Below are 26221 nucleotides of genomic sequence, written 5' to 3' on the forward strand. Positions count from 1 at the left end.
TGCTCCTAGATCAACCGGTGGGTTGGGGTCGAGGGTACCTGCGGGTCAGTCCCGCGCGATAGTCACCTCGTTTACCAGGTTCATCAAGTGCTCCCCGTCACGCAAGCGTCGGCACGCCTCGACGCCCTCGGCCAGGTAGCGCTGCATGGTGTCGGCGGTGTACCAGGTGACGTGCGGGCTGACGACGACGTTGTCCAGCGTCAGCAGGGGATCGTCGACGGGCACGGGTTCCTTCGCGAACACGTCGAGGCCGGCTGCGGCAAGGCGGCCCGACTGGAGCGCGGCGACCAGTGCGCCCTCGTCGACGATCGCACCGCGCGAGGTGTTGACGAGCACGGCGCCGGGTTTCATCAGGGCCAGCCCGTCGGCATCCAGCAGGGCTTCGGTCCTTTCGGTGAGCGGCAGGTGCAACGACACGACGTCGCTCTCGGCGAGCAGGGCGGGTAACGGCCGCCAGCCCGGGGTGCCGTCGTCGCGGGTGCTGGTGTGCACGACGGTGGCTCCCATCGCGGTCACGATCGTCTCGACCCGCTTGGCGACGTTGCCATAGCCCACCAGTCCCACCGTGCAACTGCCGACGTCGCGCACCGTCTCGCCGAGGGTGGGATCCGACGGCCAGCCCCGCCCCTGCCGGGTGTCGGCGTCCAGCGTGGGCAGACGGCGAAGTGCGGCGAGCATCAGCAGCACGGTGCCCTCGGCCACCGACGGCGCGTTGGCCCCCGGCATGTTCGCCACTCCGATGCCCAGTCGCGTCGCGGCGTCCACGTCGACGGTGTTCACCCCGGCCCCGAGTTTGTGTACCAGGCGGCACCGGGTCGCCCGTTCGAGATCGCCGGCCGACAGCGGGCGCAGGACGTGCCAGACGACGTCGGCCTCCGGCAGTTCGCGGTAGAAGGTCTCGTCGTCCTCGGCGTCGCAATAACGTACGTCGAGCCAATCCGACTGTGGCGCAAGGAACTCGAGTACCTTTTCGCCGGGAGTGAAGTGGGCCAGCACTCTCAACGCCATCGTTTGGCTATCCACCTCGTGATGGTATCGGCCTGCTCGCTGCGCGCGCCGGGAGTGGTGAAGTAGTGATCGGTGTCCATCGAACAGAGGGTCTTGTCGGCGCTGGCCAGCGCGTCGTGGATGCGCCGTGCGTCGGACGGGTAGACGCCGGTGTCCTGGTCTGCGTTGATGATCAGGGCGGGGCAGTCGACGCGCGCCAGGTGGGGCTCGGCGCTGGTTTGGGCCGTGCGCAGGCTCCACATGCCCAGCCAGTTGCGCAGTGTGCACGCCGCGGCGATGCCGCGCGCCGACCGGTTGGCCGTGGCCGGCACGCCCGCGTAACAGGTGTTGGGCGGCCGTTTGGTCGGCTCGAGTGTGGGGTCGACCATCCGCGGGTCGGCCCAGGTGCGGTGGACCGTGAACGCGCGGTCGGAAAACCCCGCCGCACGAACGCGTTTCATCTCCTCGAGCACCCAGTCGGTGATGGCGTGGTTGCGGGCGGTCTGGGCGTCGCGGTAGCGCACGACGAACTCCGGCGAGAATGGCGGCCCGTTGCCCTGCCGGAACAGGTCCAAGCCGGCATCGGTCGCGACGGGGTCGTTCTCGTCGACGACGGAGGCGTCCATCCACGCCGTCAGCACCTCGGGCCGGCCGGGATGTGCCGCGCTGGCGACGTAGCCCTCGGCCGGAAGAAGCTCGCCGAGGCCCGCCGCGGGCCGCATGCCCGCGGAAGGGGTCACGTGTGGGTCGACGGCCTGGGACTGGTATGCCGCCATCAACGACCCGCCACCCGAATTGCCAAGCAGCACGATGGTTTCGAGGTGCTGTACCTCGCGGAGCCATCGAACTCCGGCCCCCACGTCGACCAGCGCGTGGTCGAGCAGGAAGCTGCTCTCGTTACCGCGGAAGCGGGTGTTCCACCCGAGGAAGCCGACGCCCCGGGTGGCCATGTAATCGGCGAGGTAGTGCTCGGAGAAGTCGATCTGATAGTGCGCGGCGATCATCCCGATCTTCGGCTTGCGGCCGACGCCACGGTGATACACGCCTTGGCACGGGTGGCCGCCCGAACCTGCCCGTCGCGCAGTGGGGGAGTCCAGGGCCACGAATTCGCGTAGCACGCCAGGTGTCATGGTGACGACCTCTCTGGCGCTCGTCGACGACCGGGTGCCGATGCGCTGATGTTACTTCAAGATCGCCCGTTGACCAGCCGATTCCCTGTTCGAGGGCGCGAGTAGGTCGAGCATTCGGGTGAGGTGTGAGACCAGCTGCGCCTGGCTGAGTGCGACGTCGCCGGACACCCATGCGCTGATCGTCTGGGCCACGCCGCCGACGATGAAGTGGGCGGCGGCCGTGGTCCAATCGTCGTCCGGTAGCGCGTGGGCGCTCGTCGCGTGCTCGCCGGACAGGAGCGCGAAGAAGCCGCCCGCCTCGGACCGCTTGCGCGCCAGCACCGCATTGGTCAGCCGGGGGTTGAACAGAAGCCGTCCGACACGGGCGTCGTCGGCCACCGCGCCGACCAGGTTGGCGATGCCCGCCCGGTTCTGTTCCTCGGGCGGTGCGGCGGCCACCGCGGCCTGGGTGGTGGCGGCGATGTCGGCGACCACCTGGTCGAAGACGGCGGCCACCAGGGCGTCCTTGTCGGTGAAGCTCTCGTAGAAGTACCGGGCGGTGATTGCCGCCTCGGAGCAGACGGCGCGCACGGTGAGCTCCGGTGGGCTCTCGGAGCCGCCGAGGAGCTCGAGACCCGCGTCGAGCAGGCGGCGTCTGCGCTCGGCGACCCGGTCGCGGGCCTGCACGCCGCGGTAGGGCCGCACGTCTGCCATGGGTCGATCTTGACACGCGGACCCGGGGCGAGCAATATCTGGAAACATTCGTTGTCAGATATGAAGGCGGGGACCATGGCGGTCGACGACAGTCACGTCGAGCGGGCGATCAGCGCGCCGGCCTCGAGCGCGGCGCGGCGCAGGACGTCCAGGCGGCGCGGCCCGACCATCGACGACGGGCTGCTGGGCGTGGGTCTGCTGCTGGGCCCGGCGAACGTGATCATGCAGCTGGCCAGGCCCGGCGTCGGTTACGGCGTGCTCGAGAGCCGCGTCGAGAGCGGACGGGTCGACCTGCATCCCGTCAAGCGGGCCAGGACCACGTTCACCTACCTGGCCGTCGCGGGCCGGGGGAGCGACGAGCAGAAGGCCGCCTTCCGTCGCGCGGTGAACAGGGCCCACGCGCAGGTGTACTCCACCGAGGCAAGCCCCGTGGCGTACAACGCCTTCGACGAGGACCTCCAGATGTGGGTGGCGGCCTGCCTGTACAAGGGCGCCGTCGACTCGTACCGGACGTTCGTCGGGGAAATGGACGACGAGACCGCCGATCAGCACTACGCCGAGGGCAGTGCGCTCGGCACGACGCTGCAGGTGCGGCCCGAGACGTGGCCGCCCGACCGGGCCGCGTTCGACGCCTACTGGAACGAACAGCTCGCCAAGGTGCACATCGACGACACCGTCCGTGAGTACCTACTGCCGATCGCCGCCAGCCGCATTCGCGGGGTTCGCCTGCCGGGACCGGTGCAGCGCGCCAACGAGGCTCTCGCCCTGTTCATCACGACGGGCTTTCTGCCGCAACGGTTTCGGGACGAGATGCAGTTGCCGTGGGATGTCCGTCGGCAGCGCCGCTTCGACCAGTTGATGAGGCTGCTCCGAGCCGGCACCCACCTGTCGCCGCGCGTCGTGCGGCAGTTTCCGTTCAACGTCCTGCTCAAGGATCTGGACTGGCGGATCAAGACCGGGCGTCCGTTGGTGTAGTCGAGTGACGGGCGTATCGTCGGCGTCGTGCGACCCGGAGGCGACGAACGAGACACGTGGGACATCACCACCAGCGTCGGGTCGACGGCCCTGTTCGTCGCCGCCGCAAGGGCATTGGAGGCCCAGCGCCCCGAGCCGCTGGTGCGCGACCCCTACGCCGAGGTCTTCTGCCAGGCAGCCGGCGGTGAGTGGGCGGACTTGATGGACGGCCGCGTGACGGGTAGCCATGGCGCGCAGTTGCTCGAAGGTGACTTCGGTCGGCACTTCACGTCGTTCCAGGCCGCGAGGACGAAGTACTTCGACGCGTACTTCGCCGATGCCGTCGACGCGGGCGTGCGGCAGGTGGTCGTCGTCGCGGCCGGTCTCGACTCCCGTGCGTACCGCCTGCCATGGCCGGACGGCACGGTGGTCTTCGAACTCGACCAGCCCAAGGTCCTGGAGTTCAAGCGCGACACCATGGCCCAGCTTGGCGAGTCACCTCGGGCCGAGCGACGCGAGGTCGCCGTGGACCTACGCGACGACTGGCCTGCGGCCTTGGCCGAGGCCGGCTTCGATCCGACGGCACCCACCGCGTGGATCGCCGAAGGTCTGCTGATCTACCTTCCCGCGGCGGCGCAGGAGCAGCTGTTCCTCGGCATGGATCGCCTCTCGGCCCCCGGCAGTCGGGTGGCCGTCGAGGAGGGCAGGCCCATGCCGCAGCGGGTGTTCGAGGCCAAGCAGCAGCAGGAGCGCGACGCCGGTCAGGCAGGCACCTTCTTCACCCTGATCTACAACGAGCAGATCGCTCCCGCCGCCGAGTGGTTCGGCGCGCGTGGGTGGCACGCCACGCCGACACCCCTGGCTCAGTACCTGGCGTCGGTGGGGCGGCCCATCCCCGCCGACGACCCGGAGGCGGGCCCGATGGCCGAATCCAACAGCCTCGTGACCGCGGTCAAGGACTGACTCCGCACAACCGGTACACCAGTGACGTGCCAACCGTCGTCGCCCGATAGTGGTCGGCCACCCAGTCGGCGATCTCCCTGACGTGGGACGGGCCGTGGTTCTGCGACCGAATCACCGGACCCTTCGGCGCCGCACCCCCGCGACCGGCCTCCACGTAGAAGGTCACCCGCCCGGCGCGTACGTCGTCGACGAATTGCGCCAGGGTGGGCGTCGGATCACCGCTCCAGCCGCCAATCGCCATGACCGAGGTTCCGGTCGCCAGCTCGAGCGCCGCCGCGGACTGCGACCCGTTGGTGGCGGCCGACCAACGCGTCGTGGTGGACCGCAGCATGGCGGCCAGGGTCGGGTTGCTGCCCTCGTCGCCGGTCCAGCCGCCCACGGTGTGGTTGGTCTGCCCGCGCGGCGCGGCGGCGGTCGGAACGGCACCGTGGTGAGGCGTCGTAACCGTGGCGATCGTGAAGGCGACGGTGCCCGCGACCGCCGCCACGGCCCCCGCGACGAGCCCCGCCGTCATCGACCAGCGCCGGCCGAGCAAGACGCCTGCCGCCGCAGCCAGGGCGAGCACCAGCAGCGCCGTGGTCAGCCAGGAGGGTCCGAACTGGTTCCGGCGCAACGTGATCGACGACCATCCAACGCCCAGTGCGACCATGGCCATCATCGCGAGTCGGCCGTCCCACGCCGTCCTCGACCGCCAGGCCCACGTGCCGCCCAACCCGACGAGCGCGGCGACCGCCGGTGCCATGGCAGCCGTGTAGTACGGGTGGATCGTTCCCGCCATGAAGCTGAAGACCAGGCCCGTCACCACGAGCCACCCGCCCCACGACACCAGGGCGGCCCACTCGGTGCGCTCGAGTCGCCCGAGCACGCAGAGCAGTGCGCCGTAGGCCACGACGAACGACGCGACGGGCAGCAACCACGAGATCTCGTTGCCCATCTCGGCGGCGAACAGCCGATGCAGTCCCGTCCCGGCGCCGCGCGGCCCGAGAGTCGGTGCCGAGGTGTGCGATTCTCGCCCGACGAGCCGGCTCAGCCCGTTGTAGCCGAACGCGAGGTCCAGCACGGAGTCGTCCGTCGAACCACCCACGTAGGGCCGCGACGACGGGGGTGTCAGTTGCACCGACAGAACCCACCAACCGGCCGAGACCACGAGCGCACCGACGCCGACACCCAGGTGCCGCAACCGGTTTCGCCACGTCGTCGGCGCCCCCACCAGGTAGGCCAAACCGAATCCGGGCAGCACCAGGAAGCCCTGCAGCATCTTGGTCAGGAACGCGACGCCCATGACCAGTCCGACCGCGGCCAGCCACCGCCACGACGCCGCCTGTAGGGCGCGCGCCAGGCAGTAGGCCGCCACGACCAGCAGCAGGACCAAGAGGGCGTCGGGATCGTTGAACCGGAACATCAGCGCCGCCGCGGGGGTGCAGGCCAGCACCGCCCCCGCGATCAGTCCGGCGGCCGCGCCCTGGCCGGCGTCGGGCACCGCGCGACGAACGGCCGCGTAGAGCACCCCGACGGCTGCGACGCCCATCACCGCCTGCGGTGCCAGCACGGCCCAGGGATTCATGCCGAACATCCGCACGCTAAGGCCGGTGACCCACAGAGACGCCGGTGGCTTGTCGACGGTGATGAAGTCTCCGGCGTCGAGCGAACCCCAGAACCAGGCCGACCAACTGCGTGCGCCGGCCTCGGCCGCGGCGGCGTAGAAGGCGTTGCCGTAGCCCGAGGCAGACAAGTTCGGCAGATACAGGGCGGCCGTTCCCACGAGCAGCAGGGCGAGTCCCCACCGCGGCCACCGGGTCGTCACACGGGGAAGCTAACCGGCCGTCGCTGTCAGGATGCTGTGGCGCCCAACCCGAACAGTGTTGCGGCGTTGTCGTGCAACACACCACGCAACCAGTCGTCGTCCACGCCGGGCACCTCGGTCAACACCCGCATGGCCTCCAGGTAGCCGTAGGGGATGTTGGGGAAGTCGCTGCCGAACAGGATGCGGTCGCCAAGGGCCAGCAGCCGGGGTCGCTCCGACGGCGGGAACGGGTGGTCCTCCTCGACGAACGGCGTGAATGCCATCGTCGTGTCGAGCCGAACGTCGGGGTGGCGCTCGGCGAGGTCGAGGAATTCGCCGTATTCGGGCATGCCCATGTGGGCCACGACGAGCCGCAGCCCGGGGTGCCTGGCCAGGACCGCCGCCACGGGGCCCGGTCCGGTGTGCGGTCCGGGCTGAGGTCCGGAACCGCAGTGGATGACCACGGGGACGCCTGCCTCGGCGACGACGCCCCACACGGAGTCGAGCAGCGGGTCGGTGGGGTCGTAACCGCCGACCTGGACGTGGGCCTTGAACACCCGGGTGCCACCCTCGATGGCGGCGGTGACGTACTCGGCGGCACCGGGTTCCGGGTAGAAGGTCGCGGTGGACAGGCAATCCGGCGTGGTCGAGGCGAAGTGGGCCGCCCATTGGTTGAGCCACGCCGCCATGTCCGGCTTGTGCGGATAGATCAGCGAGGTGAACGCCCGCACCCCGAAGCTGCGCAGCGTGCGGAGCCGCTCGGCCTCGTCGGTGCGGTAGGTGATGGGCCACGTGCGGCCGACCAGGGGCCCGGCGGCGTCGAAGTACTGCCACACCTTGTCCATCACGCGCGTGGGCATGAAGTGGGTGTGCACGTCCACGATTCCCGGTATCCCCAGGGGTTCCCAAATCGCCCGCACTGCGGCTGACTCGTCCATCGTGGGACAGGATGGCATACCCGGACGCGAGGAGGATGATCCAGTACATGTGGAATCCCGACGTATACCTGGCCTTCGCCGACCACCGCGGCCGTCCGTTCTACGAGCTGCTCTCGCGGGTGCGGGCCGAATCACCGCGCCGCGTCGTCGACCTCGGGTGCGGGCCGGGCAATCTGACGGTGACGCTGGCGCAGCGCTGGCCGGACGCCGTCGTCGAGGCGGTCGACGGGTCTCCCGAGATGGTCGCCGCGGCCCGCGAGCGTGGCCTCGACGCCACGCTCGGCGATCTGGCGGCGTGGACGCCGAAGCCCGACACCGACGTCGTGGTGAGCAACGCCGCGCTGCAGTGGGTGCCGTCGCATCGAGACCTGTTGCGCCGCTGGGTCGACGCACTGCCCACGGGGGCATGGATCGCGGTGCAGGTCCCGGGAAACTTCGACGCGCCGTCGCACGCCGCCGTGCGGGAGCTGGCAAGCAGCCCGCAGTGGGTGGACGCGTTGGGCGACATACCGTTTCGCGTCGGGAAGGTGACCGACTCGGCCGTCGAGTACGCGGGCCTGCTGACCGACGCCGGAGGCGCCGTCGACGCGTGGGAGACCACCTACGTCCACGAGCTCACCGGTGAGCACCCGGTGCTGGACTGGATCACCGGCACGGCGTTGACCCCGGTCAAGGGCGCACTGGCAGAAGAGGATTGGCAACGCTTCCGCGCTGAGTTAATCCCCCGGCTGGCCGAGTCGTACCCGGCCCGACCCGACGGACGGACGTTCTTCCCGTTCCGCCGGGTCTTCGTCGTGGCGCAGGTCGGGTTAGGCGCCCGGTAGCAGCGGCTTGACAGCCTCGCCGACCGCGGCGACGGCGCCCGGCGTGTAGTTCGGCATGTTGAACACGATGCCGTCGATGCCCGCGTCGAACACCTTGGTCTTGATCTGTTCGGCAATTGCCTCGGGGCTGCCGATTGCGGTGCGCTGCCGACTGCCTTCCGGCACGTCGTCGAGAGTGGCCTTCTCGTCGACGATCACCGAGATCAGCGTGCTGGTCTCCAGCGTGGCCGGGTCGCGGCCGGCCTCCTCGCAGCGCTCCCTGAGCACGTTGACCTTTCCGGGCAGGTCGTCGAACCCGGCGATGAGGTTCAGGTGATCGAAGTGCTTGACCGCCAACGGCATCGTCTTCTTCTCGCCGCTGCCGCCGATCATCAACGGGATGTGGTCGCGGTAGCGAGGCTCGGCCATGGCCTCCTGGGTCCGGTAGTACTGACCGGTGAAGGTCGGCCGTTCTCCCTTGAGCATCGGCAGGATGATCTCGAGCGCCTCGTTCAGCTTGTTGAAGCGGTCGGTGAAGGTGCCGAACTCGTATCCCAGCTGATCGTGCTCGAGCTCGAACCAGCCGGCGCCCAGGCCCAGGATGGCGCGGCCCTGGCTGATCACGTCGAGCGTGGTGATGGCCTTGGCCAGCAGGGTGGGGTTGCGGTAGGTGTTGCCCGTGACGAGCGTGCCCAGTTGGACGGTCTCGGTGACCGTCGCCAGGGCCCCGAGCGCGGTGTAGGCCTCCAGCATCGGCTGGTCGGGCGTCCCGAGGCCGGGCAGCTGATAGAAGTGGTCCATCACGAACACGGTGTCGAAACCGGCGCCCTCGGCTTCCTTGGCCTGCTCGATCACGGTCGGAAAGAGCTGTTCAACACCGGTTCCGTAGGAGAAGTTCGGGATCTGATAGCCCAGTTTGATGGTCATGCGTCGACCTTAACCAGAGCGCGCCAGCCCGTGAACGACGTTTCGCTGCGTGCGAAGCGGGAATAAATCAGCCGCGATCGCGGGTGGCCCGCAGCACCTCGAGTACCTTGGCGACCAGCTCGTCGATGTCGGCGCCGGCGGTGTCCAGGACCAGGTCGGCGTTCTCCGGAGCCTCGTAGGGCGCGTCGACCCCGGTGAGTCCCTTCAGTTCGCCGGCCCGGGCCTTGGCATAGAGGCCCTTGGGATCGCGCTTCTCGCACTCCTCGACCGAGGTGCAGATGTACACCTCGATGAACGGCAGCTTCGCCGCATCGCTGAGCGCCCTGGCGGTCTCCCGGTCGGACTTCAACGGGGACACCAGCGACGCCAGCGCGACGACTCCTGCGTCGGCGAACAACCGCGTCAAATGTCCCACGCGCCTGATGTTCTCGGTACGGTCACCGGCGGTGAAGCCGAGATCGTCGGAGAGCCCGTGGCGGATGTTGTCGCCGTCGAGCAGGTAGGCGACGTCGCCCGCTTCGACCAGCGCACGCTCGACGGCCACCGCCAGGGTCGACTTGCCGGACGCCGGCAGGCCGGTGAACCAGATGGTGGCGCCGCGCTGACCGGTCGCGTTCCAGCGGTGGTCGCGGTCGAGTGACGAAGGATGCCAACGAATGTCGTTGCGCGTCTGGGCGCCCGGCTTGACCTCGCGCGGCTCGACGATGGTGCCGGCGCCAATGGTCTCGTTGGACGTCTCGTCGATCAGAATGAACGCGCCGCTGTCCCGGTTGTCGGAATAGGCGTCGGCAACCACCACGGAACTGGTGCGCAGGGTCACCGCGCCGATGTCGTTGATGGATAACTCGACCGGGTTGTCGAGCTCGTCGAGCGTCTCGGGATCCAGCCGCGTGTGCAGGGCCTGGACCGTCGCGCGGACGGTCTTGCTGGTCTGCTTGAGCGCTACCCGGTCGCCGGCCCGCAACGGGGTCTCGGTGAACCAGCACACCGTGGCGTCCAGCTCGCGAGCCAACACCGGCAGGGCGGCATCGTCGGCACCGCTGACGAACACGTCACCGCGGCCGACGTCGATGTCGTCGGCCAGCTCGATCGAAACCGACAGCGGCGCAACGGCGGTCGTACGGTCGTCGTCCAGAGTGTCGACGGCGGTGACCGTCGAGCGGGTGCCCGCGGGCAGCGACACGATCGCGTCGCCGACGCTGACCGTACCGGCCGCCAGTCGCCCGGTGTAGCGCCGCCGCTCCTCGGCCGTCGGCCGCGACACCCACTGAATGGGGAGTCGCAGCTTGGCGGCTTCCGGCTGCGGGGCGGACAATTCGACGCCCTCCAGGTACTCGAGCAGCGTGGGCCCGGAATACCAGGGAGTGCTCTGCGAACGGTGCACGACGTTGTCGCCGTGCTTGGCGGCGATCGGGATGACGGTCAGTTCGGCGCCGCCAAGGCGCGCGGCCATTCGCTGCAGCTCGCCGGCGACCTCGTCGAACCGGCCTTGGTCGAAGTCGACCAGGTCGATCTTGTTGATCGTCGCGACGAAGTGCTTGATGCCCAACAGCTTTGCGATCCTGGCGTGCCGCCGGGTCTGGCGCAGCACCCCCGCGCGGGCGTCGACGAGGAGGATCGCGACGTGGGCGTTGGACGCTCCGGTGAACATGTTGCGCGTGTAGCGCTCGTGGCCGGGGGTGTCGGCCAGGATGTAGCTGCGGGTGGCGGTGGAGAAGAAGCGATACGCCACGTCGATGGTGATGCCCTGCTCGCGCTCGGCCCGCAGCCCGTCCGACAGCGCGGCCAGGTCGGCGACCCCCTCGTCGTCGGTGACGGCTTCGAGGTGGTCCAGCGGCAAGCTGTCGGTGTCGTGCATGAGCCGGCCGATCAGGGTGCTCTTGCCGTCGTCGACGGATCCCGCGGTGGCGATGCGGAGCAGTTGCCGGGTGGTCGTCGTCGTCATCAGTGTCCTCTGCTCTTCGCGCAAGCGCTCATCAGAAGTACCCCTCGCGCTTTCGGTCTTCCATCGCCGCAACCGACGTACGGTCGTCGGCGCGGGTCTCGCCGCGCTCGGACACCGTCGCCGCGGAGATCTCGTCGATCACTCCGGCGATGTCGGTGGCGTGCGAGCGCACGGCACCGGTGATGGTGAGGTCGCCGACGGTGCGGTAGCGCACCCATTCGACGGCCGCGGTCTCGTCCTCGCGTGGCTGTACGTACTTCGACACCGCGAGCAGGATCCCGTCCCTGGCGACCACCTCGCGCTGGTGGGCGAAGTAGATCGACGGCAGCTCCAGGCCTTCCAGTTCGATGTAGCGCCAAATGTCGAGTTCGGTCCAGTTGCTCAGCGGGAACACCCGGACCTGCTCGCCCTTCTTGATGCGGCCGTTGTAGAGCGACCACGGCTCGGGACGCTGCGAGCGCGGATCCCACTGACCAAACTCGTCGCGGAAGCTCAGGATGCGTTCCTTGGCCCTGGCGCGTTCCTCGTCGCGGCGTGCCCCACCGAAGGCGGCGTCGAAGCCGCCGGCCTCGAGGGCGTCGAGCAGCGTGCGGGTCTGCAGACGGTTGCGGGACCCGGCGGGGCCGCCGACCTCCTGAACCCTGCCGCTGTCGATTGACTCCTGCACCGATCCGACGATCAACTTGTGGCCGTGCTCGGCGAGCCGGCGGTCGCGAAACTCGATGACCTCGTCGAAGTTGTGGCCGGTGTCGACGTGCAACACCGGGAACGGCAACGGAGAGGGCCGGAATGCCTTCTCCGCCAAGCGGAGCAGCACGATCGAGTCCTTACCGGCCGAGAACAGCAGCACCGGTCGTTGCAGTTCGGCCACCACCTCGCGGATGATGTGCACCGACTCGGCCTCGAGCAGGCGTAGCTCGTCGACGTGGGTGGCGTCGGGGGTGTGAACGGTCATGTGGGCAGGCCCTCCCTCTCCGCATCTCTGCGATAGCGCTCGACCCAGTCGTCGGATCGCTGGTCGGCCTGGCGTTCGAGCACGGGCGCGGGGGCCAACCGCGGATCCAGCCCCAACGCCTCCAGCACGGTACCGACGACCTCCGTCAGATTGCGCCACAGCACCGGATACGAAACGTCGATCGGGGTGATCTGCTCCTCGGCGAACCAGGCTCGCCAGGCATCCTCCTGAGCGCGGAGCATCGTCACGACGTGCGCGATGGCGCCCGCGTGGTACTCGGCCCTGGCGTCACGGACGGGGTCGGGGCGCCCGCGCCACACCCGGGTCTGCACCGCGCGCCAGAACGACACCGCCTGGGACACGACGTCGGGCCGGTAGACGTGGACGAGCACCGGGTCGGAGCCGACGACGTCGCGAATGGCCGAGAGTAGGCCGGTGCCCGAGCGGTCGGGCAGTCCCTCGGCGCGTTGCATCAGCAGGGGGGTCTGGTTCCACATCAGCTTGCCGCCCCACACCCCGTTGGGTGTGCGCCCGACGGTGCGGATGTAGTCGCGCCAGATCTCCGGCGGGGCGAGATCGGGCTTGCCCTCGTCGAGCGGGTCGAGCAGACGCATGATCGAGTCGTCGCCGGTGTCGGCGAACCATTCCCGGGGCTGCGGCGACTGGCTGGTCGACGGCAAATACTGAAAGAACTCCTGCGGTTCGCCGGCGACACCCGTGGCCCGAAGCGACTCGACCAGAAGCGTGCTGCCGCTGCGCTGCGAGGCGAGCACCAGATATGCGGTCGGGGAGGGCATGCGCGAGAGCCTAACCGCAGCGAAATCGCGTTGCATATTCGCCTACGGCAACGACTTCAACTCGTCACGAGCACAACTATTGCGGCCGTCGGACGTCGTCGTCGATACCGCGTCCGGCGGCCAGTGCCGACCGGCTGGGCAGCGGATTTCCCTTGATGAACCAATAGGTTTCGGTGTACCGGGCAGAGATGCGAGTTCCGGCGAACTCCGACGGTATGACGTCGTTGGTCTTCACCCGCCAGTCGTTGAGGAGCATCGACAGCTCGTTTGCGATGGCCTCGGATTCGCTCGTCACGACGCCGGTCAGGAGGTTGTCGCGTTCGGTGGGATCGGTGCGCAGGTCGTAGAGCTCGCGACTGGGTCGCGGTGCCGAACTCAGCGGTCCCACCACCTGGCCCGGAGCGCTCGCCTCGATGTCCAGCGGCAGATCGAGAAGTGGCCGGGTGGCGTAGTTCTCGATGTAGCTGTACTCGGTCGTCCTGATCGCGCGGATGGGATCGAAGGAGTCGTGGTAGGTCTTGGTCGTGTAGACCTCGGAGCGGACGGGTGTGGCGACATCGACGTCCGGGGCAACGTCGTCGAGCAGATGGCTCGCGTGGGACAACCCGTCGACGTCGTCGGGAGTCGGCACCCCGAGGAGTTCCAGCAGTGTCGGCACCAGGTCCACGCCGCTGAACAGGCCGTCGTACACCCGGCCCGAAGCGCCGAACCGAGTCGGGGGCCGCACGATGGTCGCGATGCCGGTGCCCGCGTCGTAGAGCGTCGACTTGGCGCGGGGTAGGGCCGGACCGTGGTCGGTGAGGAACACCACCCATGTCGTGGCGTCGAGCCCGGTCTCGGCCAGAGTGTCGAGTAGTTGCCCCACTGCCGCGTCGGCGACGCTGATCGAGCCGTAGAAGTCGGCGAGGTCTTCCCGGACGCCGGGCAGATCGGGCAGGTAGTCGGGCAGCTCCAGGGCGTCGGCGTCGGCGGGTTCGTAGCGATCCCTCGGATAGGGCCGGTGGGTCTCGAAGAAGCCTGCGGTCAGCAGGAAGGGGGTCGACGGCCCCTGGCGGAGCCAGGCGGTGGCCTTCCTTACGACGTATTCGCAGTAGGAGTTGGACACGTCGTACTCGTCGAACCCGAGCCGGGCCGGAAACGACGTTTCGTGCTGCATCCCGAAAAGCGCAGTGTGAAAGCCCGATTCGCTCAGCAGGTCCGGCAACGTGCGGACCCCCGCGCGATACTCCCAGCCGTGGTGCGCCAACCCCACCAGCCCGTTGCTCTGCGGGTAGCGGCCCGTGAAGAGCGATCCACGCGACGGCGAGCACAGGGGAGCGGTGGCGTGCGAGCGCGTGAAGAGGATTCCTTCGGCGGCGAGCTGGTCCAGCCTGGGACTGGACACGTCGTCGTGGCCGTAGGCGCCGAGATACCGACCGAGGTCGTGCCAGTGCACGAGGAGCACGTTGTCCGTCATCGTTGATACACCGAACAGGTTCTCCGTCGAATCGGCAACCGTTGGGCTCGTCCAGACCGTGATGAGACGATGTCGGCGAACTTTCGACGGGTGGTGCGATGGGCCGTCGCCGGGGCGGCGGTGGGCGTGTTGGTCTTCTACTCTGCCACGGTGCCGGCAAACGCCGTCACGCACTCATTGCGACACCCCGTCACGCCGCGGCCTCGTCGTCGGGTGCGGGGTCGTTCTCCACCAGGAGTCGTTCGGGGTGGTGGAGGTAGTTGACGCGGGCTTGCCCGACGTCGAGTTCCGGCGGTGGGTTCCACTGCACGACCCCGTCTTGGAGTTGCACGGTCCAACCGTTTTCGGCCAGGCGATTGTCCCCGCCGCAGGCCAGGGTGACGTCGTCGACGTCGGTCAACCCGTTCTTCGCCCAGCCCGTCATGTGATGCACCTGGGTGCCGTACCCGGGGACGCTGCATCCGGGTTTCGTGCAGCCCCGGTCGCGGGCATGCAGGACGATCCGCTGCCCCACTGAGGCGAGGCGTTTGGTGCGGCCGAGGTAGAGGGCTTCGTTCGAATGCTTGTCGAACACCGCCAAGTAGTGGTGGGCGTGGGAGGCCATGCGGATCAGGTCAGCCATTGGCAACAGGGAACCACCACCGGTGACACCGCTGCCGGTTCCGTTCTCGAGGTCTTGCAGGGTGGTGGAGACGATGACGGTGACGGGTAACCCGTTGTGCTGACCCAACTCACCAGAGGACAGCACCGACCGGCCTATTGCGATCACCGCGTCGTGGTTTCGTTGGGTCGCGGTGCGGTCGTCGGTGTCGATTTGTTCTTGGGTCGGTGTGCCGGAGGTGCGGGGTTCGTGGTCGGCGGGGTTGCACATCCCGGGGGCGGCGTACTTGGACAGGATCGGTTCGATCGTCGCGCGGGCTTCGGGGTCCAACAGTCCGGTGAAGGGGGTCATGCCGTCGGCCTGTTGCTTGCCCAGCCGGAAGTACCGCTTGCGGGCGCGTTCGACGTCGTCGGGTTTGGGGCCGTCCTGGTCGATGGCGGTCATGAGTTTCTTGGCTGTGTTGCTTAGTTCTTCTGGGCCGGTGCCGGACCCGATGTGCACCAACGTCTTCTCCGAGAGTTCCCGGACTTCGGGGTCCACCCACGTCGGGAGTTTGTCCAGGAAGCCTCGGATCACCGACACGTGTTCGGGTCCCAGCGCCCCGTCGGCTTGAGCGCCGGCGGTCGGAGCCAACTTCGGCGCCAACGCCTGCCCGTTCATGGCCGTCCGCGGACCGAGATCTTCTGCCTCGTGGAGCCGTCGGCGGACTTCCTTGCTGGAGATGCGCAATCGTTGGGTGAGCACACTGCCCAACGATTTGGCGCCTAGTTCGGTGGGGGAGGCTTCGCGTTGCAGTCGGGCGATCATCCGGTGCCCGATTGTGGGCAGTTGCCAGGTGGCGGTCTCCAATTCGCCGAGCAGCTCGACCAGTTCGAGGTGGGTGAACTGGTCACAGTCCAGGGCGACGAGTTCGGCGACGGCAGCGCGGATCCCCGCGACTGCTGCGGTGACCCGATCCGAACTCATACTCGAACACTAGTACGACCCACCGACAAGACAATCGACGATGTGACTACTGAAACCAATGTGGCACAGTAGTTTTGGAGCCATGGCCAATTCGCTCAGAGGCGGGCACGTGCACCATCGGACGGAGAGCGCGGGGCGACGTTCAGCGCGCCGACGACGGGTCTTGAGGCAGTCTTGTCGTCATGAGCGATCCCTTCGGAGGGCAGTGTCCCTGCGGCAGCGGCACCGTCTATGAGGCGTGCTGCGGTCCCTTGCACCATGGCGAGCGTCAGGCGGCCACCGCCGAGGAACTGATGCGCTCGAGGTACGCCGCCTATGCCACGGGGCAGGCCGACTACCTGTTCCGCACCTGGCATCCGCGGACGCGGCCAGCGACCGTCACCGTCGACCCGGAGGTGGTGTGGAGGGGGCTGACCATCGTCGACGTGGTCGCCGGCGGCAGCGACGACGAGTTCGGCGAGGTCGAGTTCACCGCCGCCTACGACGACGCCGTGATGCGCGAGCGCAGCACCTTCGAACGACGAAGCGGGCGTTGGGTATACGTCGACGGCGACTAGTCAGACCCGGTGTTCGAATACTGCCCGGCGCTCGCGTCAGCCGATCGTGGTGTCGCTGTCGATCTTCATGGTCGCCGCGCTCAGGACCTCGCCCGCAGCCTCCGGGCCGTCGACGTTGAGTTGCAACACGTACAGGCCGTCGGCCGCCGGTATGACGACCGTCTTCTGGGCGATGAAACGCGTTGCGCCGTCACGGGTATACGTGCCGCCGAGGACGTACGCGGGGTAGTCGCCCAGGGTGCTGGTCTCGCCCTCGTTGCCCGGCTCGTAGTCCGGCAGGTTGTTCAGCTCACCCGGGGCCAGGTCGACGATCTTCTGCGGGTCGACGTCGCCACTGAGCTTCGACATCAACGCGACGATGTTCGGCGGATCGGCTTCGAACTCTGGCCCGGTGAAGACGATCGCGCCGTAGGCGTAGTCGGGTGCCTCCTCCGGGCTGAGCGGCTGCCAGCCGTCGGGGACGGGAAGGTTGACGGCCGGGGCGCTCGGATCGCCCATCTTGACGCCCGTCTCCTGAATGCCGTTCTCCTTGATGTAGTCCGCGATCGTCGGGTTCGGGCCTGGGGCCTCCGCTTCGGTGGTCTCGGGAACCTTCGGTTTCTTCGAGGTGCTGGTCGCAGTCTTGGACGACGTGGACGTGGACGAGCTGCTGGCCGCCGCGGTCTTGGTCTCCGAACCGCAGCCGGACACGACGACGGTGAGAGCGGTCACGGCCGCAGCCACCCCGGTGATGGCCGATGTCCTCATGCGAACACTCCTGATCGTCGCTCCCCGACGACCTGCCGAGGTGATGCGGGACGGTAGCGACGCGGGATTGGAGGATCGTTGGAGACGGCCGCTCGACGGCGAGTGGTCAGATTGCCATGCGCCGGTCGACGGTGCCGCGCCATGCCTCCGCGGCAGCGGCCAGCGGCATGTCCAGCGCCGTGCACAGCCCGATGACGGTGCCAAAGCTGGGGCTGGGAATCCGGCCGACCTCGATCTTGCGCAGCGTCTCGGGGGAGATCCCGGCGGCGCGCGCGACCGTCTCTGGATCGCGGCCCGCGCGCGCGGTTCGGATCAATGCGCCCAGGCGTTGGCCGGCGGCGACTTGCTCGGGGCTCAGCGGCACGCGCACCATGGGGTCAGCATAGCGGTATTGAAATACCGAAGCTGGTAGCGTGACTGCGGTATAAGAATACCGACGCTCGAGGAGGCCGACGTGATCGAACTCAAGTCCGCCGGCGAGATCGACGCCATGGCCGTGACGGGTCAGTTCGTCGCTCAGACGCTGGCCACCCTGTCCGAGGAGGCCAGGCCGGGCGTGGACGTGATGCAGCTCGAACTGCATGCCCGCCAACTGGTCGCCGACCGCGGAGCGACGTCGTGTTACTGGGACTACGCACCGTCATTCGGCCGCGGACCGTTCCGCAACGTCATCTGCCTCTCGGTCAACGACGCCGTGCTGCATGGCAAGCCGCGCTCGCAGGTGCTCCGCGCCGGCGACGTGCTCAGCCTGGACTTCGCGGTGTCGATCGACGGCTGGGTCGCGGACTCCGCGGTCACGGTCATCGTCGGTGACGAGGACGGCGACGGTGACCCCGCCGACCAAGCGCTCGTCGACTCGACTCGACGCGCCCTCGACGCCGGCATCGCCGCGGCAGTTCCCGGCGGTCGGCTGGGTGACGTCTCGGCGGCCATCGGCGAGGTCGCCGCCGCGTCGGGGTATCGCGTCAACCTGGAGTTCGGTGGGCACGGCCTCGGACGCACCATGCACGAAGATCCGCACGTCCCCAACAGTGGTCGGCGCGGTCGCGGAATGCTGCTGCGGCCGGGACTGACCCTGGCCTTGGAACCGTGGTGGAGCCGCGGCAGCGACCGGCTCGCCCTCGACGCCGACGGGTGGACCCTGCGCTCGGCGGACGGTTCACGCACCGCGCACTCCGAACACACCATCGCGATCACCGAGCAGGGGCCGCGGGTGCTGACTCAGCGCGACGGTATGCCGCACACCGAGTAGACGAACTTCGGTGGCACGTCGAAGACGAACTCGCGTTCGGGCAGGGCGGCCAGCACCTCGTCGGACAGCGGGGTCTTGTAGTGCAGGGACACCGAACCGGCGAAGGTCGGGTCGATGGCCGACAGATCCGACCCGCTGAGCGTCAACCCCGACTCGTCCAGCACGGCCTCGACCATGGTCCCGCGCGGCGCGTTCCACTCGTGGTCGACGGCGCGGGCGGCCTTGTTGGGCACCGAGGACAGCGTGCCGAGGACACGTCGACGCGTCACCGCGAGCGTGCCGACGTAACTACTGATGTTGCCCTTGGCGACCTTGCCGGGCAGATTGCCCGAGAAGCGGTAGGTCACCGGGATGAACTCGGCGAGGACCAGCACGCCCTCTGCCTCGACCTCGGCGCGCATGTCCGGTGGCAGCCCGCCGATGCCCAGCATCTTGCGCAAGAAGACGGCCATGGCCGAAGGATATCGACCATGGCCGTCGTCCGGCGTGCGTTCTACTTTTGAGCGGGCAGGACCTTCTCACCCGTCTTGTCCGTCGAGAGGCACAGCGAGCAGATGTAGCTCTCCGCTTTTGCCTTCTCGCCCGCCGCTTCACCAGCTCCAACCGCGGACTTGATCATGTCGGGCCGCTCGTAATCGTGATGGCAGACATGGCATTTCAGGTGCACGTCCGACGGGTTGCCGTACTCGTCGAGCATCGGCAGGTCGATCCCGTCATCCGTGCGGCGCAGGTAGTACTTGCCCTTGGTCGCGACCGCGATGATCGGCGGCAGCACAAGGGCCAGGCCGATGGCCACCAGCGGTGAGTACGGCCGGATGGCCGCCCCGAGACCGCCGAAGAACGCCAGCACGGACACGCCCGCCGCGATGAGCATCGAGCCAAAGCCCACCGGGTTGAAGTCGTACAACATGCCGCGACGGAACTCGGGCTGCTTCGGCGAGAGCTTCAGCAGGTACTTGTTGAACACGATGTCCGACGCCACGACGACGACCCACGCCATGCCGCAGTTGGCGTAGAAGCCGAGGATGGTGTTGAGGAAGTCGAACATGTTCGCCTCCATCAGCACCAGCGCGATCAGCAGGTTGAAGGCGAGGAACACCAGGCGACCGGGGTAGGTCTTGGTGACCCGGGTGAACGAGTTGGTCCACGCCAGCGAGCCGGAGTAGGCGTTGGTCACGTTGATCTTGACCTGGCTGATGACGACGAGCACCACGGCCAGCGTCATGGCCAGCCACGGGGGCAGGAAGTTCTGGTAGATCTCCAGGAACTGGTGCACCGGCTGGTTGGCGATGCCGGCGCTGTCGGCGACGTTGGCGATCAGGTAGACCGCCAGGAACAGCCCGACGATCTGCTTGATGGCGCCGAAGATGACCCAGCCGGGGCCGGCGAGGAACATCCAGGTCCACCAGCTGCGCTTGTTCTCCGGCGTCTTGGGAGGCATGAAGCGCAGGTAGTCGTTCTGCTCGGCGATCTGCGCGATCAGCGAGAGGCACACGCCGGCGGCCAGCAGCGTCGAGCCGAGGTCGAAGCCCTGCACTCCGTTCTCGCCCTGGTAGGCGAAGAACTGGCCGACCGACTCGGGATGGGTGATGACGAGGTAGCCGAACGGAGCGACCATCAGCACCAGCCACAGAGGCGTCGTCCACACCTGCAGTGTGGAGAGCACCTTCATGCCGTAGATGACCAGCGGGAAGATGATGAGCGTCGACGCCGCGTAGCCGATCCACAGCGGGATGCCGAGGCCCAGCTGCAGGCCCTGGGCCATGATCGAGCCCTCGAGGGCGAAGAAGATGAAGGTGAACGTCGCGAAGATGACGTTGGTGACCACCGACCCGTAGTAACCGAACCCGCTGCCACGGGTGACCAGGTCGAGGTCGATGTTGTACCGGGCCGAGTAGTACGCGACCGGGAAGCCGGTCAGCATCACCACGACGGCGAAGATGAGGATGCCCCACAGCGCGTTGGTGGTGCCGTAGGCGATGCCGATGTTCGCGCCGATGGCGAAGTCGGCGAGGTAGGCGATGCCGCCGAGGGCCGAGATGCCGACCACCCGCGTCGACCACTTGCGATAGCTACGCGGCGCAAAGCGCAGCGTGTAGTCCTCCAAGGTCTCCTTGGTGGCCGTCATCTGGTCCAGGCCCGCGTCGGCGCCTGTCCCGACGGGGGTTTCTGGCTCTTTGCTGAGCTCTTGAGTCATGTTTGGCAAGGTAAATCCAGGTTGTTTCGGCAGTGTGACGACAGTGTTCCCACCGAAAACAGAAAGGGCCCGCGCTGCCGTCAAGAGTCGGGGTTGTGACGGCAGCGCGGGCTCTACCCCACACATCGGTGCAGTAGTGAAGGGTGTTACACGTGATGTCCACTGAATCTTCAGTACGGCGGTGGTTGCTCGCCGGTGTCTGCGTCGCCGTCTACGCCGCCCTGTGGGTCGGCTGGGTTCAGGACTGGCCCTGGCTGGAGTCGGCCGACACGTCGACGCTGGCAGCGGGTTGGCGGATGGGCGCCGGCAATCCGGGTTGGGTGACCTTCTGGCACGTGTGGTGCACGGTGTTCTCCCCGGTCGCGATCCGCATCGTCGTGGTCGGATTGATCGTCTACCTCTTGGTCAAGCGGCGAGTCCGGCCGGCGGTGTTCCTCATCGTCTGCGTCGAGTTGTCGGGGGCGCTGACCGAGCTGCTCAAGACGCTGGCCGACCGGCCGCGCCCGGCGACGGCCATGGTGGACGCGCTGTCCACGTCGTTTCCGTCCGGCCACGCCCTCGGCACCATGGCCTCGGCGACGGCCCTCGGGGTGGTGGCGCTGCCGATGGTGCGGCCCCGCCTGCGACCGTGGCTGGTGGCCGCCGCCGTATTCGTGGTGGTGACCGTCGGCGTCGGTCGGGTCGCACTCAACGTGCACCACCTGTCCGACATCGTCGCCGGGTGGGCGATGGGCTACGCCTACTTCGTGGTCTGCATGCTGATCCTGCGCGGCGACCGCGCGGTCGTCACGCAAGCGGACGAAACACCGGCAGTGCCCGGTACCGCACGCTGAAGGTGGCCTCGTCGAGCTCGTCGGCGAGCTCGCCGTCGTGGGCCAGCAGGGTGGGACCGTCGACCGCCCGGAAGCTGAATTCGGGCACCCTCAGTTCGTGGTAGAGCGGGCTGCGGACGAGCCGACCCAGCGCCAGTGAGGTCACGATGCGCAACGTGCTGAACCGCTTCTCGGTCTCCAGGATGCGGACGTCCATCAGGCCGTCGTCCATGCGCAGACGTCGGGACGGGGCGAATCCGGATGGCAGATAGGACGAGTTGCCGAGGAAGAACAGCGAGGTCTGCAGCACCTTGTTGTCGTAACTGATGCGGACGGGCTTGCCGCGGCGCAGCGTGTGGAACATGGAGTAGATGCCGGCCAGCGGCTTGCCGATGCGGTGCTCGAGTTTCTCGCGCTGCTGCACGAACGCGGGGTAGGCGCCGATGCTGGCGGTGTTGATCACGGTGCCGGTTTCGTTGAGCCGCAAGACGTCGACGCACGCGACGCTGCCCTCGCGGATCGCCTCGACGGTCCTGGCGACGGTCTCGCAGCCGATGTCCTTGGCGAAGTGGTTGAACGTGCCGCCGGGAAAGACCGCCAGCGGGCGCTCGGCGGCCAGGGCGACCCCCGCTGCGGCGGCCACGGTGCCGTCGCCGCCGCCGACCGCGAGCACCTCGGCTCGCTCGGCCGCGGAGCTCAGTACTTCGACGACGTCGTCGTCCTTCTCCAGTTCGACGATCTCCATGCGCGGCAACGCTTCTCGCGCCTCTTCGATGACTCGGGCGCCGGTGCCGCTGCCCGATGCAGGGTTGATGACGAGGACGACGCCGGCGCCGTCGGGCCGCTTGATGGTGGGTATCCGCAGCGGGTCGGCGACCGGTACCCGCGCCTCGACGATCGGGGGCACGATGCGGGCGCCCGCCACGGCGATGGCGGCGCCGAGTCCGAAGCCGGCCAGCACGTCACCGGGATAGTGCGCGCCCGTCGCGACGCGCGAGACGCCGACCATGCCGGCGAGCAGGGCCATTCCCAGGCCGACGGGTGCGTTCTCCAGGCCGACGCCGACGGCGAAGGCCGCGGCGCTCGCGGAGTGGCCCGACGGCAGCGAATTCGAGGTGGGCATGTGGCGGGATCGCCTCAGCACCGGCACGGCCGACCACTCCGGCCGCGGGCGCTTCCACACTCGTTTGGCGATCTGATTGGCCACGAGGCTCGTCACGGCCAGAGAGGCCACGCCCCGCCCCGCCCCGCGCTGTAGCGACGGCTGCCGGGTGGCCGCCAGCGCGGCGGCGATCGCGAACCACAGCTTGGAGTGGTCGGCGGCGGCCGTCAGCCGCGGCATGAAGCGGTCGAGGAGGGGGCTGGGCGATTCGGCGATGGCTTCGTACACTTCGCGGTCCAAGGTGCCCAGACCTGCACCGATCTGCCGGATGCCGCGATGTCGGTTCACGCGCCTGCGCAAGGGGTGCATGCCCCCAACCTAGCGGGGCGACGAAACTGCCCTTGTCGCAACTCATCCGTTTGGGCCGACGATCGTTGCTAAACCTTTACTTGACCTCCAGTAACCGCTGTGTTGACGTTGACCCGTGCGTCGACTGCTGATTTCGCTGTGCGCGTTGGCGGTCGGACTCGTGCTTGCTCCGGCCGCCCGAGCCGAGCTGGTGCCGTGGTTCGCGCCAAGCGTCGGCACCGCCACCCAGGTGATATCCGTTGTGGGAGTGGGCGGTTCGAACGCGAAGGTCGACGTCTACGAACGCACCGCGGCCGGCTGGCACGCCGTGGCCGCGGGCATTCCCGCGCACGTCGGCGCCAAGGGAATGGCCCCGGAGACCCACGACGGTCAGATGCTCACGCCGATGGGCGTGTTCACCCTCGACTTCGCGTTCGGCACCGCCCCCAATCCCGGTGGCGGCCTGCAATACGTCCAGGTAGGGCCGGACCACTGGTGGGACGGCGACATGAAGAGTCCCACGTACAACACCATGCAGGTCTGCAAGAAGGCGCAATGCCCATTCGACACCGACCCCAGCAGTGGCACCGAGAACCTTCAGATCCCGCAGTACCGACACGCCGTGGTGATGGGCGTCAACAAGGCCCGCGTGCCCGGCAACGGCGGGGCGTTCTTCCTGCACTCGAGTGACGGCGGACCCACGGCCGGGTGCGTCAGCATCGACGACGACACCCTGGTGGGGATCATGAAGTGGCTACGCCCCGGCGCGCTGATCGCCGTCTCGAAGTAGCGATTCGTGCACCGTCACCCGCGGTGAGCGCGGGCGAGCGTGCACAGCATCACTCAAAGAGCTATGGCGCGACCGGCTTTCACGTTGAAGTCGAGGGCCTTGGTCGAGAACGACGCGTCGTAGGTGCGGTCGTAGCCGGTCACGCTGATCTTCCAGCCGTCGGCGGTGCGGCGGTAGCGATCGCGGTAGAAGCCCGCACCGATCAACATGAAGTCGAACTTCGGGACGATGACCTTGTCCTGCAGGTACCAGATCCCCGTCGCCTCGTCACCGTCGACCTCGATCTCGGGATGCGTCACCCGGTGGTCGGTGATGACGTCGGCGGGCATCGAGGTGCTCATGAATTCGACGAGGGTGGCTCGGTCGGTGAAGTGGTGGGTCTCCCCGAGGGATTCGCCGTAGTCGCCGACCACGTCCTCGGTGAGGGTGTCGGCGAACTCGTCCCAGTGCTTGGTGTCGAGCGCGCGCAGATACCGATACTTGACCCGCTGAATGTCTTCGATGTCACCCATTCGGTCATTGCAACACAGCCATCCCCGCCGCGGAGCGCGTTGCCGCCACTTCGGTTGACGCCACCGTCAACCGGTGCTGACGGTGGGTGGCGGCTATGTACCGGCTATGAATCCAAAATGGCGCTGCCAGAACGTTGTTCGCGCACTCCCGCGCGGAGTGTCGGGCCCCGCAGCGCCGCCGGACGGGTTATCGTGGTCGGGTCATGAGCGATCCGTTGGGATTGTCGATCGGGACGACCAACCTGGTCGCGGCCCGCGTCGGCAGTCAGCCCGTCATCCGTCGCTCCACGCTGCCTCGGGCCGGGCAGGTGCTCAGTGGCTTCGTCGAGCGCGTCGGAGACCCGGTGCCTCTGGTCTCTGGCGACGGCTCCTCCTATCGCGCGGACCTGCTGATGGTCGAGGCGCTCGACGCCATGGTGGCCGACGCCGGCGACGACGTCGGCGCGCAGATCGCGGTCGCCGTCCCCGCCCACTGGAACGGCGCCACTCTCCGGTCGCTCCGCGACGCGATGCGGACCACGCCCAGGTTGGCGCCCAACGGGGTCCCCGTTCGGTTGGTGTCCGACGCCGTCGCCGCGCTGACCGCGCTTGGGGCCAACCCCGGCCTGCCGGTGCGGGGCGTGGTGGCGCTGCTGGACTTCGGCGGCGGTGGTACCAGCATCACCCTCGCCGATGCGACGGCGTCCTTCGAGCCCATCGACACCACGCGGTCGACCGACTTCTCCGGCGACCAGGTGGACCGGTCGCTCCTGGCTCTCGTCCTCGACCAGACCGCCGACGAGGTCGACCCGGCGGGCACCGCCGCCGTCGGCTCCCTGGGCCGTCTGCGCGAGGAATGCCGACTGGCCAAGGAACACCTCTCCGACGCGTCGACGGCCGACATCCCCGTCGACCTGCCAGGGCGGCAGACGACGGTGCGCGTCACGCGCGACCAGCTCGACGCCGTGATGGACGCGCCGCTCGCCTCGGTTCTGGCCGAACTTCGAGAATCGTTGCTGCGCAACAGGATCAGCGCCGATGATCTGTCGGCTGTGGTGGCCGTTGGCGGCGGGGCCCGCATCCCGCTGGTCACCAGCGCGCTGCAGGACGAATACGCCGACGCATTCGTCACGACTCCGCACCCCGCGCTCGACGCCGCCGTGGGGGCGGCACTCTTCGCGGCCTACGGTGCCGACGCCGACGCGCAGACCGGGATGGCGGCGGCCAGCCCGCTGCTCACCGGGGCGTGGACCGCGCCCGCCGAGGTGGCCCCGGACTCGTCGGCGTTTCGTGCGCTGGCGTGGTCGCAGGACGACGACACCGTCGGTGACCCCGCGCCGTATGTCGGCGAGGATCCGTACGCCGACCCGTACGCCGACGCCGGCACGACGCGCGTCGTCACGCAGTACCGCCCCAGGGATGACGACGAGCCCCGGTCGTGGCTGCGTGTGCCCCAGCTGCTGGTCGGAGTCGCCGCGGTGGTCGCCCTGGTCGCGGTTGGCGGCGTCGCCATCGCGCTGACCAGTGCCACCGACGAGACGCGGCCCGAGCCGGCCACCGTCCCGATCACCGCGACGTCCCCACCGGCGCCGCCCCCCACCACCATCGCGCCGCCCCCAGCGGCGCCGTCGACCGAGCCGCCGGCGCAGAACGTGGTCACCGTGACCAGTGCGCCGCCGCCTCCGCCGCCTCCGCCGTCGACCGAGACCGTCACCGTCGAACGCCCCGTCACCACCACGACGACGCAGCCGACGACCACGACGACCACCACGACACCGACGACCACCACGACGACGACGACGACGACCACGACGACCACGACGACGACGACGACCACGACGACTCCGACCATGACGACGAGCTACATCACCGTGCCGTTCGTCCCTGTGCCGATCCCGATTCAGGTCCCGGCCACCCCGACCCCGACCCCCGCCCCGTACGCGCCGAATCCCTATGCGCCGTACGCGCCGCCGGTGTATCAGCAGCCGCAGCAACTCCCGTACTGACCTCCGCGGCCGTCACCGCGC

25 protein-coding genes are annotated in these 26221 nt (G+C 68.5%); 8 read left to right on the forward strand and 17 right to left on the reverse strand.

Features of this window, described 5'->3' with window-relative positions:
• Window positions 1-45 precede the first annotated feature (45 nt).
• From H7K45_RS10340 to H7K45_RS10350, 3 genes are read right to left on the reverse strand one after another with little or no spacing between them, the layout of a single operon-like run.
• A complete protein-coding gene (locus H7K45_RS10340; protein WP_263996951.1) occupies window positions 46-1008 on the reverse strand; it encodes a 2-hydroxyacid dehydrogenase in 963 nt (320 codons plus the stop codon).
• Window positions 999-2117 carry an alpha/beta hydrolase gene (locus H7K45_RS10345; protein WP_263995713.1) on the reverse strand — a complete coding sequence of 373 codons (1119 nt, stop codon included), beginning with the start codon at window positions 2115-2117 and terminating at the stop codon, window positions 999-1001. Before H7K45_RS10345 ends, H7K45_RS10340 begins: the two co-directional genes overlap by 10 nt.
• A gap of 51 nt (window positions 2118-2168) precedes the next feature.
• A complete protein-coding gene (locus H7K45_RS10350) occupies window positions 2169-2810 on the reverse strand; it encodes a TetR/AcrR family transcriptional regulator (RefSeq protein ID WP_263995714.1) in 642 nt (213 codons plus the stop codon).
• 75 nt (window positions 2811-2885) lie between these two features.
• On the opposite strand from H7K45_RS10350, the gene H7K45_RS10355 reads away from it, so the two are divergent.
• Entirely contained in the window at window positions 2886-3785 is a 900-nt protein-coding gene (locus H7K45_RS10355) for an oxygenase MpaB family protein (protein WP_263995715.1), read from the forward strand.
• Window positions 3786-3812: 27 nt separating this feature from the next.
• A complete protein-coding gene (locus H7K45_RS10360; RefSeq protein WP_263995716.1) occupies window positions 3813-4727 on the forward strand; it encodes a class I SAM-dependent methyltransferase in 915 nt (304 codons plus the stop codon).
• Here H7K45_RS10360 and H7K45_RS10365 read toward each other — a convergent pair.
• Window positions 4717-6531, reverse strand: a complete 1815-nt coding sequence (locus H7K45_RS10365) for an ArnT family glycosyltransferase (RefSeq protein ID WP_263995717.1) — start codon at window positions 6529-6531, stop codon at window positions 4717-4719. The genes H7K45_RS10360 and H7K45_RS10365 overlap by 11 nt on opposite strands.
• A gap of 26 nt (window positions 6532-6557) precedes the next feature.
• Window positions 6558-7448 (reverse strand): amidohydrolase family protein, encoded by an 891-nt coding sequence (locus H7K45_RS10370; protein ID WP_263995719.1) that lies wholly within the window; start codon window positions 7446-7448, stop codon window positions 6558-6560.
• Between the two features lie 47 nt (window positions 7449-7495).
• On the opposite strand from H7K45_RS10370, the gene H7K45_RS10375 reads away from it, so the two are divergent.
• Window positions 7496-8272, forward strand: coding sequence for a trans-aconitate 2-methyltransferase (locus H7K45_RS10375; RefSeq protein ID WP_263996952.1), 777 nt, complete (start codon window positions 7496-7498; stop codon window positions 8270-8272).
• Here the strand turns inward: H7K45_RS10375 and H7K45_RS10380 are convergent.
• From H7K45_RS10380 to H7K45_RS10405, 6 genes are all read right to left on the reverse strand, one after another.
• Window positions 8258-9178: an LLM class F420-dependent oxidoreductase gene (locus H7K45_RS10380; RefSeq protein WP_263995721.1), complete on the reverse strand. Its 921-nt coding sequence runs from the start codon at window positions 9176-9178 to the stop codon at window positions 8258-8260. The two genes, H7K45_RS10375 and H7K45_RS10380, sit on opposite strands and share 15 nt — an antisense overlap.
• A gap of 67 nt (window positions 9179-9245) precedes the next feature.
• On the reverse strand, window positions 9246-11147 hold the full coding sequence (gene cysC, locus H7K45_RS10385) for an adenylyl-sulfate kinase (RefSeq protein ID WP_263995722.1): 1902 nt from the start codon (window positions 11145-11147) through the stop codon (window positions 9246-9248).
• Between the two features lie 7 nt (window positions 11148-11154).
• Window positions 11155-12078 carry a sulfate adenylyltransferase subunit CysD gene (cysD, locus tag H7K45_RS10390; RefSeq protein WP_263995723.1) on the reverse strand — a complete coding sequence of 308 codons (924 nt, stop codon included), beginning with the start codon at window positions 12076-12078 and terminating at the stop codon, window positions 11155-11157.
• A complete protein-coding gene (gene stf0 / locus H7K45_RS10395) occupies window positions 12075-12875 on the reverse strand; it encodes a trehalose 2-sulfotransferase (RefSeq protein ID WP_263995724.1) in 801 nt (266 codons plus the stop codon). The genes cysD and stf0 overlap by 4 nt, the downstream gene beginning before the upstream one ends.
• 76 nt (window positions 12876-12951) lie before the next feature.
• Complete coding sequence (locus H7K45_RS10400; protein ID WP_263995725.1) at window positions 12952-14331, reverse strand: sulfatase family protein; 1380 nt, start codon at window positions 14329-14331, stop codon at window positions 12952-12954.
• 190 nt (window positions 14332-14521) lie between these two features.
• Entirely contained in the window at window positions 14522-15898 is a 1377-nt protein-coding gene (locus H7K45_RS10405; RefSeq protein ID WP_263995726.1) for an HNH endonuclease signature motif containing protein, read from the reverse strand.
• A 182-nt stretch (window positions 15899-16080) separates the two neighbouring features.
• Between H7K45_RS10405 and H7K45_RS10410 the strand changes: the two genes are divergently transcribed.
• The gene (locus H7K45_RS10410; RefSeq protein ID WP_263995727.1) at window positions 16081-16455 is read left to right on the forward strand and encodes a YchJ family protein; all 375 of its coding nucleotides are present in this window, start codon (window positions 16081-16083) and stop codon (window positions 16453-16455) included.
• Between the two features lie 36 nt (window positions 16456-16491).
• Here H7K45_RS10410 and lpqN read toward each other — a convergent pair whose 3' ends face one another.
• Both lpqN and H7K45_RS10420 read right to left on the reverse strand, forming a co-directional pair.
• Window positions 16492-17202, reverse strand: coding sequence for an envelope biogenesis lipoprotein LpqN (gene lpqN, locus H7K45_RS10415; RefSeq protein ID WP_263995728.1), 711 nt, complete (start codon window positions 17200-17202; stop codon window positions 16492-16494).
• A gap of 106 nt (window positions 17203-17308) precedes the next feature.
• Entirely contained in the window at window positions 17309-17575 is a 267-nt protein-coding gene (locus H7K45_RS10420; RefSeq protein WP_263995729.1) for a helix-turn-helix domain-containing protein, read from the reverse strand.
• An 81-nt stretch (window positions 17576-17656) separates the two neighbouring features.
• Here H7K45_RS10420 and map point away from each other — a divergent pair, with 81 nt between their 5' ends.
• Complete coding sequence (map, locus tag H7K45_RS10425; RefSeq protein ID WP_263995730.1) at window positions 17657-18454, forward strand: type I methionyl aminopeptidase; 798 nt, start codon at window positions 17657-17659, stop codon at window positions 18452-18454.
• Here the strand turns inward: map and H7K45_RS10430 are convergent.
• Entirely contained in the window at window positions 18424-18906 is a 483-nt protein-coding gene (locus tag H7K45_RS10430) for a hypothetical protein (protein ID WP_263995731.1), read from the reverse strand. The two genes, map and H7K45_RS10430, sit on opposite strands and share 31 nt — an antisense overlap.
• A gap of 41 nt (window positions 18907-18947) precedes the next feature.
• Window positions 18948-20582, reverse strand: a complete 1635-nt coding sequence (locus tag H7K45_RS10435; protein WP_263996954.1) for a purine-cytosine permease family protein — start codon at window positions 20580-20582, stop codon at window positions 18948-18950.
• Window positions 20583-20806: 224 nt separating this feature from the next.
• Between H7K45_RS10435 and H7K45_RS10440 the strand changes: the two genes are divergently transcribed.
• Window positions 20807-21484: a phosphatase PAP2 family protein gene (locus tag H7K45_RS10440; RefSeq protein WP_263995732.1), complete on the forward strand. Its 678-nt coding sequence runs from the start codon at window positions 20807-20809 to the stop codon at window positions 21482-21484.
• Here H7K45_RS10440 and H7K45_RS10445 read toward each other — a convergent pair.
• Window positions 21438-22934, reverse strand: coding sequence for a bifunctional phosphatase PAP2/diacylglycerol kinase family protein (locus tag H7K45_RS10445; protein WP_263995733.1), 1497 nt, complete (start codon window positions 22932-22934; stop codon window positions 21438-21440). The genes H7K45_RS10440 and H7K45_RS10445 overlap by 47 nt on opposite strands.
• A 115-nt stretch (window positions 22935-23049) precedes the next feature.
• Between H7K45_RS10445 and H7K45_RS10450 the strand changes: the two genes are divergently transcribed.
• Window positions 23050-23703 (forward strand): L,D-transpeptidase family protein, encoded by a 654-nt coding sequence (locus H7K45_RS10450; RefSeq protein WP_263995734.1) that lies wholly within the window; start codon window positions 23050-23052, stop codon window positions 23701-23703.
• Between the two features lie 53 nt (window positions 23704-23756).
• On the opposite strand, the gene H7K45_RS10455 is transcribed toward H7K45_RS10450, so the two are convergent.
• On the reverse strand, window positions 23757-24215 hold the full coding sequence (locus tag H7K45_RS10455) for a nuclear transport factor 2 family protein (RefSeq protein ID WP_263995735.1): 459 nt from the start codon (window positions 24213-24215) through the stop codon (window positions 23757-23759).
• A 203-nt stretch (window positions 24216-24418) separates the two neighbouring features.
• On the opposite strand from H7K45_RS10455, the gene H7K45_RS10460 reads away from it, so the two are divergent.
• Window positions 24419-26200, forward strand: coding sequence for an Hsp70 family protein (locus H7K45_RS10460; protein WP_263995736.1), 1782 nt, complete (start codon window positions 24419-24421; stop codon window positions 26198-26200).
• The last annotated feature ends 21 nt before the right edge of the window (window positions 26201-26221 follow it).

The organism is Mycobacterium yunnanensis (genome assembly GCF_025823185.1).
Lineage (GTDB): Bacteria > Actinomycetota > Actinomycetes > Mycobacteriales > Mycobacteriaceae > Mycobacterium > Mycobacterium yunnanensis.

What these genes read in the sequence shown, in the direction of transcription:
- H7K45_RS10340 (WP_263996951.1), bottom strand. Translation starts at nt 1,008, where the DNA reads ATGGCGTTGAGAGTGCTGGCCCACTTCACTCCCGGCGAAAAGGTACTC.
- H7K45_RS10345 (WP_263995713.1), bottom strand. Translation starts at nt 2,117, where the DNA reads ATGACACCTGGCGTGCTACGCGAATTCGTGGCCCTGGACTCCCCCACT.
- H7K45_RS10350 (WP_263995714.1), bottom strand. Translation starts at nt 2,810, where the DNA reads ATGGCAGACGTGCGGCCCTACCGCGGCGTGCAGGCCCGCGACCGGGTC.
- H7K45_RS10355 (WP_263995715.1), top strand. Translation starts at nt 2,886, where the DNA reads ATGGCGGTCGACGACAGTCACGTCGAGCGGGCGATCAGCGCGCCGGCC.
- H7K45_RS10370 (WP_263995719.1), bottom strand. Translation starts at nt 7,448, where the DNA reads ATGGACGAGTCAGCCGCAGTGCGGGCGATTTGGGAACCCCTGGGGATA.
- H7K45_RS10375 (WP_263996952.1), top strand. Translation starts at nt 7,496, where the DNA reads ATGTGGAATCCCGACGTATACCTGGCCTTCGCCGACCACCGCGGCCGT.
- H7K45_RS10380 (WP_263995721.1), bottom strand. Translation starts at nt 9,178, where the DNA reads ATGACCATCAAACTGGGCTATCAGATCCCGAACTTCTCCTACGGAACC.
- cysD (WP_263995723.1), bottom strand. Translation starts at nt 12,078, where the DNA reads ATGACCGTTCACACCCCCGACGCCACCCACGTCGACGAGCTACGCCTG.
- stf0 (WP_263995724.1), bottom strand. Translation starts at nt 12,875, where the DNA reads ATGCCCTCCCCGACCGCATATCTGGTGCTCGCCTCGCAGCGCAGCGGC.
- H7K45_RS10400 (WP_263995725.1), bottom strand. Translation starts at nt 14,331, where the DNA reads ATGACGGACAACGTGCTCCTCGTGCACTGGCACGACCTCGGTCGGTAT.
- H7K45_RS10405 (WP_263995726.1), bottom strand. Translation starts at nt 15,898, where the DNA reads ATGAGTTCGGATCGGGTCACCGCAGCAGTCGCGGGGATCCGCGCTGCC.
- H7K45_RS10410 (WP_263995727.1), top strand. Translation starts at nt 16,081, where the DNA reads ATGAGCGATCCCTTCGGAGGGCAGTGTCCCTGCGGCAGCGGCACCGTC.
- lpqN (WP_263995728.1), bottom strand. Translation starts at nt 17,202, where the DNA reads ATGAGGACATCGGCCATCACCGGGGTGGCTGCGGCCGTGACCGCTCTC.
- H7K45_RS10420 (WP_263995729.1), bottom strand. Translation starts at nt 17,575, where the DNA reads ATGGTGCGCGTGCCGCTGAGCCCCGAGCAAGTCGCCGCCGGCCAACGC.
- H7K45_RS10430 (WP_263995731.1), bottom strand. Translation starts at nt 18,906, where the DNA reads ATGGCCGTCTTCTTGCGCAAGATGCTGGGCATCGGCGGGCTGCCACCG.
- H7K45_RS10435 (WP_263996954.1), bottom strand. Translation starts at nt 20,582, where the DNA reads ATGACGGCCACCAAGGAGACCTTGGAGGACTACACGCTGCGCTTTGCG.
- H7K45_RS10440 (WP_263995732.1), top strand. Translation starts at nt 20,807, where the DNA reads ATGTCCACTGAATCTTCAGTACGGCGGTGGTTGCTCGCCGGTGTCTGC.
- H7K45_RS10445 (WP_263995733.1), bottom strand. Translation starts at nt 22,934, where the DNA reads ATGCACCCCTTGCGCAGGCGCGTGAACCGACATCGCGGCATCCGGCAG.
- H7K45_RS10455 (WP_263995735.1), bottom strand. Translation starts at nt 24,215, where the DNA reads ATGGGTGACATCGAAGACATTCAGCGGGTCAAGTATCGGTATCTGCGC.
- H7K45_RS10460 (WP_263995736.1), top strand. Translation starts at nt 24,419, where the DNA reads ATGAGCGATCCGTTGGGATTGTCGATCGGGACGACCAACCTGGTCGCG.